This is a genomic window from Streptomyces sp. NPDC058284, assembly GCF_042881135.1.
Taxonomy (GTDB): Bacteria; Actinomycetota; Actinomycetes; order Streptomycetales; family Streptomycetaceae; genus Streptomyces.
Genome location: NZ_JBHVYE010000002.1, coordinates 415,161 through 431,813, shown reverse-complemented (window position 1 = coordinate 431,813; position 16,653 = coordinate 415,161). Strand labels below are relative to the sequence as shown.

Sequence of the window (16,653 nt, the reverse complement as noted above, 5' to 3'; positions counted from 1 at the left end):
ACGATGAGGTGCCGATGTGACGGTACCCGGAGCGGCCGTCGGTCAGGAGAAGTCCTGCACGTTCTTCGCCGTGACCACCTTCACCGGCACCTTCACCGTCCCCGGCACCTTCTTGCCCTGCGCCGACCGCACCGCGTTGCGGACCGCGATCTTCCCCAGCTCCGCAGGCTGCTGCGCCACGGACGCGTACAGCGTGCCCGCCCCGACCGCCTTGAGACCGTCGGGGGTGCCGTCGAAGCCGACCACCGGGACGGAGCTGCCCGCCTTGTCGCCGAGCGCCTTGACCGCGCCGAGCGCCATCTCGTCGTTCTCGGCGAAGACGCCGGTCACGCCCTTGTGCGACTGGAGGAGGTTCGTCATGACGTCCAGGCCCTTGGTGCGGTCGAAGTCCGCCGGCTGCTTGGCGACGACGTCGATGCCGGGGTACGCCTTGATGCCCTCGGCGAAGCCCTGCCCGCGCTCGCGGCTCGCGGAGGTGCCGGGCGTGCCCTGGAGGACGACGACCTTGCCCTTGCCACCGAGCTTCTCGGCGAGCGTCTTCGCCGCCAGCCTGCCGCCCGCGACGTTGTCGGAGGCGACCAGCGTCGCGGTCTCCGCCTTGTTCACCCCGCGGTCGGCGGCGACGACCGGGATGTCCTGCTTGTTGGCGCCGCGCACGGCGGGGCCCGCCGCGTCGGAGTCCACCGGGTTGACGATGATCGACTTCACGCCCTCGCCGGTGAAGTTCTGCAGTTGGTTGGACTGCTGCGAGGCGTCGTTCTGGGCGTCGGTGACGGTCAGGTCGATGCCCGACTTCTCGGCCTCGGCCTGCGCGCCCTCCTTCATCTGGACGAAGAAGGGGTTGTTGAGGGTGGAGAGCGACATGCCGATCTTCGTGCTCGTGCCGGACGAGCCCGAGTCGAAGAAGGAGACCGCGCCGATCACCGCCGCCACGACCACGGCGGCGACCGCGTACTTCAGCGCTTGCGGCCCCTTGCCCCGCACGCCGCCGGAGGTGCCCGACGAGGCGCCGGGCGTCGCGCCCGCCTTGCGCCGCAGCGTGTCCAGGAGGACCGCGAGCGCGATGACGACACCGATCACGACCTGCTGCCAGAAGGCCGACACGGAGAGGAGGTTGAGGCCGTTGCGCAGCACCGCGAGGATCAGCGCGCCGATCAGCGTGCCGGACGCCTTGCCGACGCCGCCCGCCAGGCTCGCGCCACCGATGACGACCGCGGCGATCGCGTCCAGCTCGTACCCCTGGGCGGCCTGCGGCTGCGCGGAGACCAGACGGGAGGCGAGCACGATGCCCGCGACGGCCGCGAAGAGACCGGAGAGCGCGTAGATCACGATCTTCTGGCGCTTGACGCGCAGCCCGGACAGGCGCGCCGCCTCCTCGTTGCCGCCGATCGCGTACATGGAGCGGCCGATGAACGTACGCCCGAGGACGACCGCCGTCACCAGGCCCATCGCGACCATCACGACCACCGGGACGGGCAGCCACCCGCCGAGGGTGTCCCCGAGGTGCGAGACCGAGTCGGGGAACGCGATCGGGCTGCCCTGCGAGATCACCAGGGAGAGGCCGCGGGCCACCGACAGCATCGCGAGCGTCGCGATGAACGGCGGGAGCTTCCCGTACGAGACGAGCATGCCGTTGACGAATCCACAGGCGATGCCGGTGGCGACGGAGAGGACGACCGCGAGCCATACCGGCAGCCCCTGCGAAGTCGCCGTCCAGGCCAGGACGGTGGCCGAAAGCGCGGCCACCGAGCCGACCGACAGGTCGATGCCCGCCGAGACGATCACGAAGGTGACACCGAACGCCAGGATCGCGGTCACCGCGGCCTGTACGCCGACGTTGAGCAGGTTCTGAGTGGTGAGGAAGTCGCCGGAGAGCAGCGACATCGCCACGACCAGGACTATCAGGGCGCTGAGCGCGCCGTTGTCGAGCAGGACGCGGCGGAGCGTCGGTGCGCCACCCGCGTCGCGCTTCAGGGTTTCAGTGGCCACGGGTGCCCTCCGCCTCTTCCTTGTTCCGTACCGCTTCTTCGTTCCGTACCGCCGAGGTGGTGACGGCGAGCGCCATCACCGCGTCCTGGCTCGCCTCCTCGGCCGTGAGTTCGCCCGCGATCCGGCCCTGGGCCATGACAAGGACCCGGTCGCTCATGCCGAGCACCTCGGGCAGGTCACTGGAGATCATCAGGACCGCGTGCCCGGCGGCCGTCAGCTCGTTGATCAGCTGGTAGATCTCGACCTTCGCGCCGACGTCGATGCCGCGCGTCGGTTCGTCGAGAATGAGGACCCGGACGTCGGCGAGCAGCCATTTGCCGATGACGACCTTCTGCTGGTTGCCGCCGGAGAGGGTGCGCACGTGCTGGCCGAGCCCGGCCATGCGCACCCCCAGCTGCTCGGCGATCCGGGCCGCCGCGCGCTGCTGCCCCTTCAGGTCCACGAGCCCGGCGCGCGTCGCCGAACGCAGCGTCACCAGGCCGAGGTTCTCCTCTACGGACGCGTCCAGGAGCAGCCCCTGGCCCTTGCGGTCCTCGGGCACCAGGCCGACGCCCGCGCCCATCGCCGCGTTCACGTCGTGCCGGGGCAGCCGCTCGCCGTGCACGGCCACGCTGCCCGTGTCGTAGGGATCGGCGCCGAAGACGGCGCGCGCCACCTCGGTGCGGCCCGCGCCGACCAGACCCGCGAGGCCCACGACCTCGCCGGCCCGCACCTCGAAGCTGACGTCGTGGAAGACGCCGTCGCGGGTGAGACCGTCGACGCGGAGCAACGGGGGCCCGGGGGAGGGGCGTTCGGGACCGGGGCCTTCGGGGTCCGGGCGTTCGCGCGGATACTGCTGCTCGATGCTGCGCCCCACCATCAGGCGTACGAGTTCGTCCTCGTCCGTCGAGGCGGGCACCTGGGCGACGCTGCGGCCGTCGCGCAGGACGGTGACGCGGTCGCCGAGCGCGGCGATCTCTTCGAGGTGGTGGGTGATGAACACGATGCCGACGCCGTCCTCGCGCAGCGTGCGTACGATCCGGAAGAGCTTGTCGACCTCTTCGGAGGTGAGGACGGCGGTGGGCTCGTCCATGATGAGCACGCGCGCGTCCAGGCTCAGCGCCTTGGCGATCTCGACCATCTGGAGGCGGGCGATGCCCAGTTCGCGCACCTTGGCGCGCGGCGACACGTGTACGCCGACCCGCTGGAGCAGCTCCGCCGCGTCGGCCTCCATCCTCTTCCGGTCGACGAGACCGAAGCGGCGCGGCTGGCGGCCCAGGAAGATGTTCTCGGCGACGGTCAGGTCGGGGACGAGGTTGAACTCCTGGTAGATGGTGGCGATGCCGAGCCGTTCGGCGTCCTGCGCGCCGTGGATGCGCACCTCGCGGCCCTCGGCGAGGACGCGTCCGCTGTCGGGGCGGTAGGCGCCGGAGAGCATCTTGATGAGGGTGCTCTTGCCCGCGCCGTTCTCGCCGAGCAGGACGTGCACCTCGCCGCGGCGCAGATCGAAGTCGACGGAGTCGAGCGCGACGACGCCGGGGAACGTCTTGCGGATGCCTTCGATGCGCAGCAACTCGCTCTGGCTGCTCACGGGTTGCTCCTTCGTCGGGAGGGTGTCTCGTCGGGTGCGTGCGGCGGGGGCGGGGTGTCCTCCTCGCCGCAGGAACGCCGGACGACGAGGCGGGCGGGCAGGGTCACGGACTGCGGGCGCCTGCCCTCGATCCGGTCGACGAGCGCCCGCACGGCGGCCCGGCCGAGGTCGGCGGTCGGCTGGGCGATCGCGGTGACGGGCGGATCGGTGTGCACGAACCAGGGGATGTCGTCGAAGGCCGCGAGCCCGATGTCGTGCGGGACGCGCAGGCCGTGCGCGCGGATGGCGTCAAGCGCGCCGAGCGCCATCAGGTTGTCGGCGGCGAAGACGACGTCGGGCGGCTCGGGCAGGGCGAGGAAGCGCGTCGTGGCGCGCCGCCCGCTGTCGGCCTGGAAGTCGCCCTGCCCGATGTACGCGTCGGGCAGCGCGGTGCCGTGTTCGCGCAGCGCCTCACGGAAGGCCTCGACGCGCTCGCTGCCGGTGGTGGTGGCGGCCGGGCCCGCGATGATGGCGAGCCTGCGGTGGCCGAGACCGTGCAGGTGGGCGACGAGGTCGCGGACGGCCCCGCGTCCGTCGGAGCGGACGACGGGGACGTCGACGCCGGGGATCCACCGGTCGACGAAGACCATCGGGGTGCCGGCGCGGACCGTGTCGAGCATGAGCGGTGAGCCGCCGTCGGCGGGGGAGACGAGCAGCCCGTCGATCCGCCGGTCGAGCAGGGTCCGTACGTGGTGGTCCTGCAGCTCGGGCCGCTCGTCGGCGTTGCCGATGATCACGCTGTAGCCGAGCGCGCGGGCCGCCTCCTCGACGGACCGGGCCAGCTCCGTGAAGTACGGATTGAGTACGTCGCTGATGACGAGCCCGAGGGTCCGGGTCTGGTCGGTGCGCAGGGACCGGGCGACGGCGTTGGGCCGGTAGCCGAGCGCCTCGACGGCGGCGAGCACGCGGGCGCGGGACGCCGGGCTGACGGAGGGGTGGCTGTTCAGCACGCGTGACACGGTGGCGACGGACACACCGGCCTCGGCCGCGACGTCCTTGATGCCCGCCGAACCCTGGGCCATCTCGGTCCACCTCCTCGTGGAATCGATTACACGGAGGATTGGAAACGATTACACGCGGGTGTGGCAAGGGGTGGGAGAGGCGCGGGGAGTGAGTGAGATCTGATCGTGATGTGCGGGCGGGATGCGGCGGAGCGGCGCGCGACCCCGCTCGGGGTGGGCGGACGACGCGGGCGCCGACCCCTCAGCCGCCCGCCTCCACCCGCAGCGACTTCACCCCGTTGATGAAGTGCGAGACGAGTCGGCGGGGCGGTTCCGTGATGTGCAGGGTCGGCAGCGTGCGGGCCAGCTCCTCGTAGAAGACACGTAGCTGGAGGCGGGCGAAGTGGGCGCCCAGGCAGACGTGCGGGCCGTCGCCGAACGCCACGTGGGGGTTGGGGGAGCGGGACAGGTCCAGGCGGTGCGGGTCGGTGAAGACGCGCTCGTCGTGGTGGGCCGAGGCGTGGAAGACGACGACCTTGTCACCGGCCGCGATACGCGTACCGGCCAGCTCCGTGTCGCGGGTCGCCGTGCGCCGGAAACTGAGGACCGGCGGATGCCATCGCAGGAGCTCCTCCACGGCGGAGGCGGCGGGGGCCGCCCCGGCGCGCAGCCGCTCGTACTCGCGCGGGTTCCGCGCGAGCGCGAGGAGGCCGCCGGGCGCGGCAGCGCGCACGGTGTCGTTGCCCGCGACGGTGAGCAGGAAGAAGAACATCTCCAGTTCGGGGCCGGTGAGCTCGGGGTCGGCTGCGAGTGTCGTCAGGACGTCGTCGCCCGGGTGCTCGCGCTTGTGCGCCGCCAGCGTCCGCGCGTACGCGAACATGTCGCGCAGCATCGCGGGCGAGCGCGGGTTCAGCGGCTCGCCGTCGGGGCCGGGCACGGGTGCCGCCGCCTCGTCCGGGTCCTGGTAGCCGATGACCCGGCGCGTCCAGTGCAGGAGCAGGCCGCGGTCGGCCGCCGGGACGCCGAGCAGGTCGGCGAGGTTGAGCAGGGCGTACTCGTCGGTGACGGCGCTGACGACGTCGAAGGTGCCGTCGCCCCTCCGGGCCTCCTCGACGGCGGAGTCAAGGAGCGTCCTGGCCCGTTCGCGCAGCCCCGCCTCGAGGCGCGCGGTCCGCCGGGGCGTGAAAGCGCGGCTGACCAGACGGCGCAGCCTGCCGTGGTCGGTGGCGCCCGCTCCGCCCGAGGGGCAGCGGGAGACCGCGGCAGGGTCCTGGTTGAGCATCATGCGGCGGATGAACGGCAGGTCGTCCGGCGCGGGATCGCGGATCTGGGTGGCGCCCAGGTACGAGGAGTACGTCGCCGGGTCCTTCAGGACGCGCACCACGTCCGCGTGCCGGGTGACCGCCCAGAAGCCGGGGCCCGCGGGCCAGCCGAGCACCGCCGGTTCCTCCTGCCGGGCCACGGGGTGGTGGTCGCGCAGCACGCGGTAGCGGTCGTACGGGACGCCGTCCGCGTACAGCCGGGGATCGAAGACGTCGGGGACGGGCGGTGTGCCCGTCGGTATGTCGCGGTCGCCTTCGCGGTCGCGCAGGGTCATGCGGCGCCGCCCGGGGAGGCGTCGGGAGCGCGCCCCTCGTCGAGCGAGCCCCCACCGGCCGCGTCCGAGCCCCCACCGACGGCGTCCGGGCCCCCGCCCGCACCCTCGTCGGCGCGCAGGAAGTCCTCCACCGTGCGGATCAGTTCCAGCGGTGCCTCGTCCATCGCGTAGTGGCCCGCCCCCGGCAGCTCCGCCAGCTCGCCCCGCGGGTAGTGGCGCAGCCACGTGCCGCGCATGAGGTCCGCGGAGAGCGCGGGGTCCAGCGCCCCGGTGACGGCGAGTGCCGCGACCGGCGACCCCGCGACCTCGGCGTGGAAGTCGTCGCACGCCCAGGAGTCCAGCCAGGCGCGGAACGCCTTGGCGTCGCTGACCGCGAGGGAGCGGCGCACCATCCGGTCCAGCCAGGCCCGGGGGCGTACGCCACCCGTGGTGATGTCCATGATGGTGCGGCGGTTCTCCGGGGTGTGCGCGGCGCCCGCGAACAACTCCCATTGGTCGGGCGGCAGTTGGAGGCCGGTTGCCGGTACCGGTGATACCCCGACGAGGCGGCGCACCCGCTGCGGCGCCGCGGCCAGGACGCGCTGCACGACGCCGGCGCCCATGGAGTGCCCGACGAGCGAGAACCGCTCCCAGCCGAGCCGTCCTGCCAGCCCGAGCACGTCCGCTGCGCCCTCGCTCGTCGTGTACGCGCCGGGGGCGTCCTTGGCCTCGCCGTACCCGCGCAGATCCACCACCGCGTACTGGAACGCACCGCCGTCGAGATCCGCGAGCACCGGCCCGTACGCCGTCCGGTCGGCGAACCAGCCGTGCACCGCGATCACCTTGTGCGGGCCCTCGCCGAGCAGGGTGTGGGGGAGCGGGAAGGGGGTCACTGTGGCTCCGATCGCCGACGGGGCGGGGCGGGCCCCGGCCGGGTGCGGGACCGTGACCACGGTGTCCCCAACCCCGGCGGCGCGCAAGGGTGCCCGTGGTTCGGCAGGGCGTTCGACTTCGGGGGCGACGGGTGCGCGCCGGTGCGGGGGTGAACTTGGCGGACGGCCTGCGGGCGGGTGCCGCGGGTGGTCAGAATGTGGCATGGCCATCCGTCGCCTCAGTTACCGGTTCGAGCAGGAGCCGGACGACATCGGAGCCCCCCGCCTGATCCTCGCGGATCCGGCCGGCTCCGGGCAGCAACCGTGCGAGGAAACACAGGCGTTGGGAGCGGCCGTCGAGCGTGTCATGGGCGCGGGCGGCGAACTGAGCTACAGCCTCCTCCCGGACGGCGGACGGCTCCTGTGCACCGGCCTTCCGGAACAGCGCGTGGAAGTGCTGCACCTGAGCGCCGACACCCCGGGCCCCGGGCCCGCGTGGCCGATCGACACCTGGCGCGCCGACGGCTGGGAGCGGAGCGGCGACGACACGCTGGGCGCCGGATTCGTCGAGTCCGGGCTGCCCGTGCGCCAGGCGCACTTCGACCCGGGGCTCCTCGTGGAGTTCGCCAGGGCGCGCGCCGACCGCGTCGCGCCCTTCCTCACCGATGTGCGCCGGCTCTTCGAGGACCCGGCGGGGCGGCAGATCGTCCTCGTGGAGGAGGACGCGGAGACCGTGGCCCGCTGGGTCGCGCTCGCCTGCGCCTCACTGCCCGAGGCGTACGTCCCCGCGTTGACGTTCACGACGTGGACCACCGACCCGCGCCGCGCCCCGCAGCAGATCGTCGGCATCGGCCCGGACGTGGTGTTCGACCGCTCCGACGACGCGACCGTCGAGTACCTGTACCGCGTGCACGACAGCACGGGCGGGCCGGAGAGCCCGCCGCCCGCCGAGCCCGACGCCTGGGCCCGGCTGACGGCCGAGCGGTGGCTCGCGGGGAACCCGCCGCGCCCGGTGCCCGGCGCGACGGCACGGCCCGACGACCCCTTCGCGCTCCTGCCGCTCCTCCTGGGCGCGTACGAGGGCGAGCCGGGCACCGGCGGAACGGGCGCCCCTTCCGGCGCAGAACTCGCGGGCCTGAGCGGTGCGTCCCTGGCCGCCGTCTTCGACGCCTTCGCCCGGTCCGTGCGCAGGGGCGAGAGCGACCCGCACACGCTCGACGAACTCGACCGCCTCTGCCGCGGCCTCGACGGCGACCACGCCCTCGCGGCGCGCCCCCTCGCCCTCGCCCTCGTCAGACACCGGCTCGACGCGTCCCGCGGCCGGGACGACCTGCCCGACCTGGCCGGCTTCGAAGGCCTGCCGCTCGGCCAGGAGGCGTGGCGGGAGCTGCGCGAGGAGTACGGGAGCCGTGCCGACGACGCCCTGCGCGCCCGGCTCCGCGGCCCCGTCACCACCTGGACCGAGCCGCTCCGGCTCGCCCTCGCCGTGGGGGCCGACGGCGGGCCCGGCCTCGCCGAGGCCATGGACCGGCTCGCGGACGCCCTGCTCCACCCCGAGGGGCGCGACTGCGCGCAGGCCGTCGAGGTCCTGACCGCACTCGGCCATGTCGCCTTCACCCGCCGGGTGTTCCGGCTCCTCCTGGTGGACTTCACCGAACGCAAGCTGGACCGCCTGTTCGCGCTCGCCGACTCCCCCCAGGGCGACTGGCTGCGGAGCAACATCGAGGACGCGCCGCTCACCATCCGCCTCGCCGCGGCCGCCGCGCACTGGAGCGGCCCCCCGGACCACCTGCGGGGCGCCGAACTCTTCGAACGGCTCACCGAGTTCCTCGCCGGGCACCGGGTCGAGGACGTCGCGACGCTGCGGCTGCTGTGGCGCATCGTGTGGCGCAACGGCTCGCCGGACCGCGCCGACCAGCCCTGGGTGGCCCGCACCTGCACGCCCCGCCTGATCATCGAGGCCGACCTCGGCCGCCGCGTCATGGGCTGGCTCAAGGAGCCGGACGACTGCGACGTCGAACTGGTCGAGTTCGCCCGGAAGATGCGGCACGACTCCAAGCTGGGCGCCCAGGACCGCGACACCGCCGAACTGCTCGTGACCGCCCAGGACCTCCTCGACGGCCGGCTGCCCCTGAACGGTACGTCCGCCGAACGCCTCGGAAAGCTGCGCCGCAAAGTGTCACCGCTCGGTACGGTGCTGCGCCGGGGCGTCGACGAACGGGTGGGCCGCGCCCTCGCCCGGGCCAACCCGCTCGACGCGTGCCCGCACGGACTGCCGATCCTCCTCGTCGCGGGCCCCGACCTGCTGGAGGCCTACCGCGCGGAGGCACTGGACGCCGAGCGGTGCGCGCGCATGACCCGCGAACTCCCTGGCAGACCGGCCGAATTGGCGGCGTACTACTACCTGTGGCGGCCCCGCAGGCGGCACGGCGTCACCGCGGAGTGGCGCGCGGTCGCCGAAGAGCTCCTCGACCGGGCCCTCGCACCCGTCCTCGGACACCTCGACGAGCACCACCTCGGACAGGTGGCCACCGTCCTCCAGCGGGAGGAGCAGGACGTCCAGGAGTGGACCGCGTGGCGCCACCGGGTGGCCCAGGAGCGGAACTGACCGTGCACCACCCCGCGGCGAGCGCGGACCGGCCGCCCGCGGCGGCCCCGCCGCCCCACCAATCCCTCTCACTCCACGAAAGGACCAGCGTGAGCGACACCAGCGAGACCGTCGTCGACAACTTCCCCGGCGGCAGTATGGCGAGCCGCCCCGTGCACTTCATCTGGATGCTCGACTGCTCGGGGTCCATGGGCGTCAACGGCAAGATCGGCGAACTCAACTTCGCCATCCGCGAGGCCATCCCCGAAATGCAGCAGGCCGCCCAGTCCAACCCCGCCGCCTCCCTCCTCGTGCGCGCCATCACCTTCGCCAGCGGTGCCAGCTGGCACGTCGGCGCGCCCACCCCGGTGGACCAGTTCTCCTGGGAGGACGTGCACATCTACGGCGGCACGGACATGGGCGCCGCCTTCAAGCTCGCGGCGGGCGCCCTGCAGACCCCGCCGATGCCGCAGCGCGCCCTGCCCCCGGTGCTCGCCCTCGCCTCCGACGGGCAGCCCACCGACGACTGGCGGGCGGGGCTGCGCGCCATCGACAACACGCCGTGGGGCAAGCGCGCCGTGCGCGTCGCGGTGGCCATCGGCGACGACGCGGACAAGAGCATGCTCAAGGAGTTCCTCGGCAACCCCGAACTGGAGCCCCTCCAGGCGAAGAACCCCCGCCAGCTCGCCGCCGCCATCCGCTGGATGTCCACCGCGGTCGTCACCAACGCCTCCACCCCGAAGCTCGACGACGGCACCAAGCCCACGACGCCGATCGACGTCCCGTCGCTGACCAAGGGCGAAGACGACATCTGGTGACCGGCCTTGAGGAGACGACCGGACCGGGCCCGGCGCCGGCCGCGCCGTGGGCGCTGCTCGACGGCGCGGTCAAGGGCGTGGCGAAGAGGTACAGCCAGGACCGCAGCGCGGCGCTGCCCGCCGCCGGGGGCCACGCGGTCGTCCTCGCGGTCGCCGACGGGCACGGCAGCGCCGCGCACTTCCGCAGCGACCTCGGGGCGCAGTGGGCGGTCGAGGAGTTCACGGCGTGCGCGCGGGCGTTCGCCCACGAGGCGGCGCGCGTCGGGGACGACGCCGCGGGATGGCCCGTGCTGCGCGAGGAGGCGCGCCGCCTGCCGCAGCAGGTGGGCCACAGCTGGCACGAACGCGCCCGGTGGTACGACGCCAGCTCGCCCGCGCACGGCGCCCGCGCACTGCTCCGGGCGGCACACTCCGGGGTCCCGGAACGCCCGCGGCCCGACCTCGCCGCCTACGGCAGCACCCTCATCGGCGCCGTACTCACCGAACACATGCTGTTCTGCTGGCAGTTGGGCGACGGCGACCTCGTGCTCGTGGACGGCGGCGGTACCCCGCACACCCCGCTCTCCACCGGACCCGACATGGGTGACGAGACCGACTCGCTCTGCGAGCCCGAACCCTGGCGCAAGATGCGCCTGCACTGGCAGCCCTTCACCGGCGGCGCGCCACCGTGCGTACTGCTGTCCACCGACGGCCTCTCCAAGAGCTTCGCCGACCACCAGGGCTTCCTGGACTTCGCCACCGGCCTCGGCAGCCGCGCCGCCGGACAGGGTGTGGCGGCGGTACAGGCGCAGCTCCCGGACTGGCTGCGGCGGGCCGCCAAGTTCTCCGGGGACGACACCACCCTCGTGGGCGCCATAACGGTGTCCTCAAAACGCAGCGACGAACGTCAAGGGCAGAGAGGAACAGAATGGTGAACGGCATGCTCGCCGCCGGAAAGACCCTGGTGGCCGAGTCGGGGGAGACGCTGAAGGTCGCGGAGCTCTTCGGCTCCGGCGGCCAGGGCGAGGTCTACCGGGTCCAGACCCCCACCGGCGACCGGGCGGTGAAGTGGTACTACCCCCAGCTCGCCGACGCCCGCCAGCGGGAGATCCTCGAAGGCCTCATCGCCAAGGGCTGGGACGACCCCCGCTTCCTGTGGCCCACCGCCATCGTGATGGACCCCGAGGGCGAGCAGCCCGGCTTCGGCTACCTCATGGACGTACGCCCCGCACGCTTCCGCGATCTGCCCGCGCTGTTCCGCCGCGACCCCTCCGTGGCCTCCGCGACGATGCGCACCCTGGTGACCGTGGCGCTGCACACCGTCGAGGCCTACCGCGCCCTGCACTCCCGCGGCATCGCCTACCGCGACATCAACTGGGGCAACATCTTCTTCGACCCGGGCGACGGCTCCGTCCTCGTCTGCGACAACGACAACGCGGTCGTCGAGGGTGCCGAGGCCGCCGTCGCGGGCACCATGGACTTCATGGCGCCGGAGCTGGTCCGGGGCGACAAGGGCACACAGCCCGGCACCCAGAGCGACCTGCACTCCCTGGCCGTGCTGCTCTTCCTGCTCCTGATGAACGACCACCCGTTCAACGGCGCCCTCGCGCTCAACATCCGCTGCATGGACGAGGCCGCCAAACGCCGCCTGTACGGCACCGACCCGGTCTTCGTCTACGATCCGGCCGACACCCGCAACCGTCCGGTGCCCGGCGAGCAGCCGACGGTCGAGGCGACCTGGGGCGCGCTGCCGCAGATCCTGCGCGACCTGTTCATCCGGACGTTCACGGACGGCCTGCGCAGCCCCAAGCTGCGGGTGCGCGAGTCGCAGTGGCGCGACGCGCTCAGCCAGGTCCTCGACGCCATCACCCAGTGCGCCGTGTGCGGCAAGCAGAACCTGACACAGCCCGACGGCGCGCCTCCGCCCTGCTGGAAGTGCCGCACCGTCCTGACGCTGCCGCCCCGCCTGGAACTGGTCACCGGCACCGGCACGCTCCGCACCAGGCGCGGCATCCGGCTCGCCCCGAGCGCCCGCGTCTACGCCCACCACCTGCGCGAGGACCCCGACCGGCACGACTTCTCCGCCGTGGTCGGCGAGGTGACCGAACACCCGCAGCAGCGCGGCAGGTTCGGCCTCACCAACCGCACCGGGTCCGTGTGGACGGCGCGCAAGGACGACGGGACGGTGCGCGACGTCGACCCGGGCAAGACGATCGCGCTGCGGTCGGGTCTGCTGATCGAGTTCGGCGGCGGGACGGAGGCCGTGGTCAAGGAGTAGGGGCGGGGAAGGGGCGTCGGCGGCTGCGTCGGCGCCGCCACCACGCCCGCCACCACGCCGGCGCGGGCGGCGGCGGTGGCAAAGGCGCCGCGGGCAGGACCGCGCGGGCCGGTTCCGTGCCGATCGCCACGGCGTCGGGGCGGGGCAGCGGCGTCACGGTGACGACGCACTCCCCGGCGGACACCGGGAGAACGACGACGCGTTCCGCGCGGTGCGCGCTGCGGGCCACCCGCCGTTCGCCGCCGCGCTGCCCGTCGGTCCACGCCGCGCGCACCAGGACGGCGGGCTCCGGCCAGTCGAAGTACAGCTCGGCCCGATCGTCGGCAACCCGACGTACCGTCAGACGGCCGATGGCCGCCGGGTGTTCGATGACGACGCTCGGTCCGGAGACGGCCCGCTCGCCGAGGACGCTCACCGCCGTCACCCGGACCCGCTGCCGGGGCGGCGGCAGCAGCTCGGCGCACGCTTCGGTGCCCGACGCGGTCGCCGGGATCCGGTCCGCCCGGCCGACGAGCCCGGAGACGTCCGTGCCCGGTGCGACCGGGCTCCCGGTCCACGGCAGGAGCAGGCCGTCGCCGAGCCGCGGGGGCCGCCACGCGATGGTGACCCGCCCGCCGTCCGCGTGCCGGCGCACGGTGAGCTCCTCCACCGGCGAGGGCCACCGCTCGGCGCGGGCGGCGACCGTCACCCCGCGGGACCACACCAGGTCGCCGTCCGGGTCGCGGTAGCCGCAGCGCACCTCGTACGTGTACGTTCCCGGCGCCAGCGGCACGTCGAGCAGCCGGTCGAGCTCGCAGTCCACCCGTACGAGCGAGGACCCGCCCCAGCCGTCGGTGTCCTCCCGGGTGCCCGACCGGGTCACCCGCACCTCGGCCGCCGCAGGATCGGGCCGCCAGCTCAGCCGCACCCCGCCGGGCACGACGGTGCCGCGCAGTTCCGTGACGACCGGGGTGAGCAGCACGGGGGCACTGACGCGCGGGACGCCGGCGACGCGGCCCCGGCGCAGCGGGACGACGGCGTACCGGAGGGGGCGGCCGACGGGCGCGTCCGCGTCGACGGCGCCGAGGTCGCCCCCTGCCGCGACCGTCTCGGCCGCCAGGTGCGGGGCGCCGTCGGGGAAGCGCAGGACGCGGTACGAGACGCCGTCCGCGCGGCGCGGCGGCGCGCACCAGGCCAGGCGTACGGCACGCTCCTCGGCCACGGCCGCCACCGCCGAACCCGGCGGGGCCTGGGAGCTGTCGGCGAGCAGGGTGGCCGCCCGCAGCAGGCCCGTCCGGGCGTCCGGGTCGTCCGCGGCCAGGCGGAGCGCGGCGAGCCAGGCGCCGGTGGCGGTGCGCGGCGCGCCGGTGGCCTCGGCCGCGGCGCCCTCCGCGGTGAGCCGGGTGACCTCGGCGGACCGCGCGCGGACGGCGTCGACGAGTGCGGCGAGGCGGTGGTCGTCCGGCCCGTCCGGGTACTCCGAGGCGCGCGGCAGCCGGGCCATGGTCCGCTCGGCCTCGCGCAGCCGCACCCCGGGCCAGATGTCGTTGAGGGTCTCGGCGGCGTGCCGGGCCGGGCCGTTCACGGGGAAGCCCGCGGCGACGGCGGCGGCGAGCGGGCCCGCGTCGGCGCGGTGCACGCCGAGGGCGGTGGCCTCGGCCTCGCCGGGCCGTTCGCCGCCGTCCCTGAGCAGACAGCAGAGCTCCCACAGGACCAGGCGCCGCAGCCCCATCGCGTCGTCCCGCACCAGGGTCTCCAGCGTGTCCACCAGGGCCGCCGCCGTGTCGGCGCGCGGGTCCGACGAGGACAGCCACTGACCGCGCGCCCGCCGGACGAACGCGAGGTCGACGCGGTGCCAGATGCCGCCGCGGCCCGGGAACCAGAGCCCGTCGAGGATCCGGAAGCCGTCGTCCGTGGTGGCCCTCGGCAGCGTCCCGAAGACGGAGTCGTGGGCGGGGGCGGGGGCCGGCGCGCGCAGCACGTCCGCCGCGTGTCGGAAGCGCAACTGCCGCAGCGCTTCGTGGAGTTGGGTGTACCCGCGCATGCCGGGGCAGCGGGGCAGGACGGGCGGCGGCACGTGGGCGCCGCGCGTTCCCGGGTCTTCGCCGGGGCGCAGGACCGCCATGGCTCAGTCGCCCGGGGCCGTGTAGAAGTACACACGGACCACGGCGGTCTCCGCGGGCCTGCCGAGGCTGTGGTAGTCGTCAGTGGCCGTCTTCCTGGTGAACATCTCGGGGCGGGCCCTGCCGAGCAGGCCGTTGACGCGGTGGGCGTAGGCGTTGCCGTTCGGGCTGCCACCGAAGGTGAGGACGAGCGCCGCCTCGCGGCCCGGCCACTTGCGGGTGTCCTTCGAGATCTGCTCGACGATGTCGCCCTTGTCGTCGCCCGCCACCTCGAACTCCTGCGGGTGGCGGTCCACGGAGCGCGGCCCGACCGGGGTGGGGGTGGGCGGACCGCTCTTCGACGGCGTGGGCTTGTCGTGGCGGTCGTCGGCCCTCGGGTCCGGGCGGTCGCCCATCGACACCAGTGCGAGCACGAGCAGCAGATCGGCGAAGAGCCACCCCGCGAGCACGACGATCCCGAGCCGTCCGCCGCGCCGCCGCAGACGCCGGCCTCGGCTCACGCGGCGCCCCCGCCCCTCGGAGCGGGTGGCGGCAGCCGGGTCGTCGGCGGATCGAGCGGGGTATCGAGCGGGGTGTCGGGTGCGGGATCCACCGGCGGGTCGACGGGGCGGCTCGGCCCGGGGACGGAACCCCCCTCGTTCGGGCCCCCGTTGGCGGCCCTGCCATCGGCAAGGCGGCTGCTGTACGCGTACCCGTGCGTACCGCCGTTCGTCCCGTAGGCCCCGTTCCCGTTCGGGGCGAGCGCGCCCGTCAGCGCGTCCATGCGGGCGTCGAGACGGGCCGCGGCGTCCTGCCAGTGGGCCGCGGCCGCGTCCCACCGCTCCGTGGCCTCGCGCATGCCCTCCACCGCCTCGCCGGTGCGGCCGGTGCTCGACACCAGGGCCTGCGACGCCAGTTCGGTCGCCCTCGCCACCGACTCGGACTTCACGACGAGCGACTGCTGGGCCGCGATGAGGGCCTTGAGCGAGGCCTCGACGGTGTTGCCCGCCGACTTGACGTGATCGGCGATCCCGCGGGCCGCGTCCGCGTTGGCCCGGCCCGCCTTGACGGTCTCCGTCGTGCCGACGCGCAGGGAGGTGTCGATGCGGTGCGCCGCGTCACCGAGCTTCGGCACCTCCGTCGTGAGGGCCCGCGTCGCCTGGCTGAGCGCGTTGACGGCCTGACCCACGCAGGTCGTGGCGTCGTTGAGCGCCTTGTGGCTCTGCTCCGCCTTGTGGGTCACCAGCTGCATCGTCTGCGCGGCCTTCGTGAGCTGCGCGGTGAACTGCTGCGGGGAGGCGGCGCGGTGCGGGGCGAGCAGCATCTGGGTGCGGGTGAGCACCGACGCGAGCTCCGCGAGGAGCCGGTCCTCGTCCGCGTCCTGTGTCTCCTCGTGGCGTTCGGTGCGTACCCGTACGCGCCCGTGCCACACGGACAGCGCGACGAGCAGGGCGATCAGGACGACCGCCATCAGCGCGACGTTCTCGAAGCGCCCGAACGCCGACAGATGCCCTCCGAAACCCGACTGCCACAGTTGCAGGAAGGGGCGCGTCGATTCCTTGGGATCGTCCTTGGCGAGCTCCCCGTACGCGTGCACGGCCTCCCGCAGGCCGAACCAGGTGATCAGGAGCGGCACGAAGACCAGCACCCCGAGAGCCGCCTCGAGGAGCCGGTCGTGCCGTCCCGGCGCCCGGCCGGTGGCCGCCCGGACGCTCTCGGGGCGTACGTAGGCCCGGACGAGGTCGATCTCCGCCCACCGGTCGAGCTGGTTGGACCCGGCGAGGTCCTGGTGGAGGACGGTCAGTTCGGCGGAGCGCGGTGCCAGCGCGGGCAGGCCCGCGAGGCGCCGCAGCTCCTTGACGATCAGGGCCTTGTCGAGCAGTTGTGCGGGCGTCAAGCGGTTCCCTCCCTGGCTTTGCGGGA

The 16,653-nt window shown here is 74.0% G+C and carries 12 protein-coding genes; 4 read left to right on the top strand and 8 right to left on the bottom strand.

Annotated features, from left to right (window positions below; translation table 11 throughout):
• Positions 1 to 42: 42 nt before the first annotated feature.
• The 5 genes from ACFVYR_RS05120 to ACFVYR_RS05100 all read right to left on the bottom strand — a co-directional run bounded on the left by ACFVYR_RS05120 (position 43) and on the right by ACFVYR_RS05100 (position 7,008).
• Entirely contained in the window at positions 43 to 1,989 is a 1,947-nt protein-coding gene (locus ACFVYR_RS05120; RefSeq protein ID WP_384248575.1) for a substrate-binding domain-containing protein, read from the bottom strand.
• Complete coding sequence (locus ACFVYR_RS05115) at positions 1,979 to 3,559, bottom strand: sugar ABC transporter ATP-binding protein (protein WP_384248573.1); 1,581 nt, start codon at positions 3,557 to 3,559, stop codon at positions 1,979 to 1,981. The genes ACFVYR_RS05120 and ACFVYR_RS05115 overlap by 11 nt, the downstream gene beginning before the upstream one ends.
• A complete protein-coding gene (locus tag ACFVYR_RS05110) occupies positions 3,556 to 4,620 on the bottom strand; it encodes a LacI family DNA-binding transcriptional regulator (protein WP_384248571.1) in 1,065 nt (354 codons plus the stop codon). The genes ACFVYR_RS05115 and ACFVYR_RS05110 overlap by 4 nt, the downstream gene beginning before the upstream one ends.
• 181 nt (positions 4,621 to 4,801) lie before the next feature.
• Entirely contained in the window at positions 4,802 to 6,136 is a 1,335-nt protein-coding gene (locus ACFVYR_RS05105) for a cytochrome P450 (protein WP_384248569.1), read from the bottom strand.
• Complete coding sequence (locus ACFVYR_RS05100) at positions 6,133 to 7,008, bottom strand: alpha/beta fold hydrolase (RefSeq protein ID WP_384248567.1); 876 nt, start codon at positions 7,006 to 7,008, stop codon at positions 6,133 to 6,135. The genes ACFVYR_RS05105 and ACFVYR_RS05100 overlap by 4 nt, the downstream gene beginning before the upstream one ends.
• Positions 7,009 to 7,210: 202 nt before the next feature.
• Here ACFVYR_RS05100 and ACFVYR_RS05095 point away from each other — a divergent pair, with 202 nt between their 5' ends.
• The 4 genes from ACFVYR_RS05095 (at position 7,211) to ACFVYR_RS05080 (ending at position 12,649) form a co-directional block, all read left to right on the top strand.
• Entirely contained in the window at positions 7,211 to 9,595 is a 2,385-nt protein-coding gene (locus ACFVYR_RS05095; protein ID WP_384248565.1) for a GTPase-associated protein 1-related protein, read from the top strand.
• Between the two features lie 137 nt (positions 9,596 to 9,732).
• Entirely contained in the window at positions 9,733 to 10,392 is a 660-nt protein-coding gene (locus tag ACFVYR_RS05090) for a tellurium resistance protein (protein ID WP_384248724.1), read from the top strand.
• Positions 10,389 to 11,306 carry a protein phosphatase 2C domain-containing protein gene (locus ACFVYR_RS05085; RefSeq protein WP_384248563.1) on the top strand — a complete coding sequence of 306 codons (918 nt, stop codon included), beginning with the start codon at positions 10,389 to 10,391 and terminating at the stop codon, positions 11,304 to 11,306. The genes ACFVYR_RS05090 and ACFVYR_RS05085 overlap by 4 nt, the downstream gene beginning before the upstream one ends.
• Positions 11,300 to 12,649 carry a protein kinase gene (locus ACFVYR_RS05080; RefSeq protein ID WP_384248562.1) on the top strand — a complete coding sequence of 450 codons (1,350 nt, stop codon included), beginning with the start codon at positions 11,300 to 11,302 and terminating at the stop codon, positions 12,647 to 12,649. The genes ACFVYR_RS05085 and ACFVYR_RS05080 overlap by 7 nt, the downstream gene beginning before the upstream one ends.
• Here the strand turns inward: ACFVYR_RS05080 and ACFVYR_RS05075 are convergent.
• The 3 genes from ACFVYR_RS05075 to ACFVYR_RS05065 are packed head-to-tail and all read right to left on the bottom strand — an operon-like array spanning position 12,639 to position 16,627.
• Complete coding sequence (locus ACFVYR_RS05075) at positions 12,639 to 14,753, bottom strand: hypothetical protein (protein WP_384248560.1); 2,115 nt, start codon at positions 14,751 to 14,753, stop codon at positions 12,639 to 12,641. The genes ACFVYR_RS05080 and ACFVYR_RS05075 overlap by 11 nt on opposite strands.
• Positions 14,754 to 14,756: 3 nt before the next feature.
• Complete coding sequence (locus ACFVYR_RS05070; RefSeq protein ID WP_384248559.1) at positions 14,757 to 15,251, bottom strand: hypothetical protein; 495 nt, start codon at positions 15,249 to 15,251, stop codon at positions 14,757 to 14,759.
• Positions 15,248 to 16,627 (bottom strand): hypothetical protein, encoded by a 1,380-nt coding sequence (locus ACFVYR_RS05065; RefSeq protein WP_384248557.1) that lies wholly within the window; start codon positions 16,625 to 16,627, stop codon positions 15,248 to 15,250. Before ACFVYR_RS05065 ends, ACFVYR_RS05070 begins: the two co-directional genes overlap by 4 nt.
• Between the last annotated feature and the right edge of the window lie 26 nt (positions 16,628 to 16,653).

Excerpts from the sequence above, each read along its gene's own strand:
- ACFVYR_RS05105 (WP_384248569.1), bottom strand. The coding sequence starts at position 6,136 with ATGACCCTGCGCGACCGCGAAGGCGACCGCGACATACCGACGGGCACA.
- ACFVYR_RS05075 (WP_384248560.1), bottom strand. The coding sequence starts at position 14,753 with ATGGCGGTCCTGCGCCCCGGCGAAGACCCGGGAACGCGCGGCGCCCAC.
- ACFVYR_RS05090 (WP_384248724.1), top strand. The coding sequence starts at position 9,733 with ATGGCGAGCCGCCCCGTGCACTTCATCTGGATGCTCGACTGCTCGGGG.
- ACFVYR_RS05095 (WP_384248565.1), top strand. The coding sequence starts at position 7,211 with ATGGCCATCCGTCGCCTCAGTTACCGGTTCGAGCAGGAGCCGGACGAC.
- ACFVYR_RS05110 (WP_384248571.1), bottom strand. The coding sequence starts at position 4,620 with ATGGCCCAGGGTTCGGCGGGCATCAAGGACGTCGCGGCCGAGGCCGGT.
- ACFVYR_RS05080 (WP_384248562.1), top strand. The coding sequence starts at position 11,300 with ATGGTGAACGGCATGCTCGCCGCCGGAAAGACCCTGGTGGCCGAGTCG.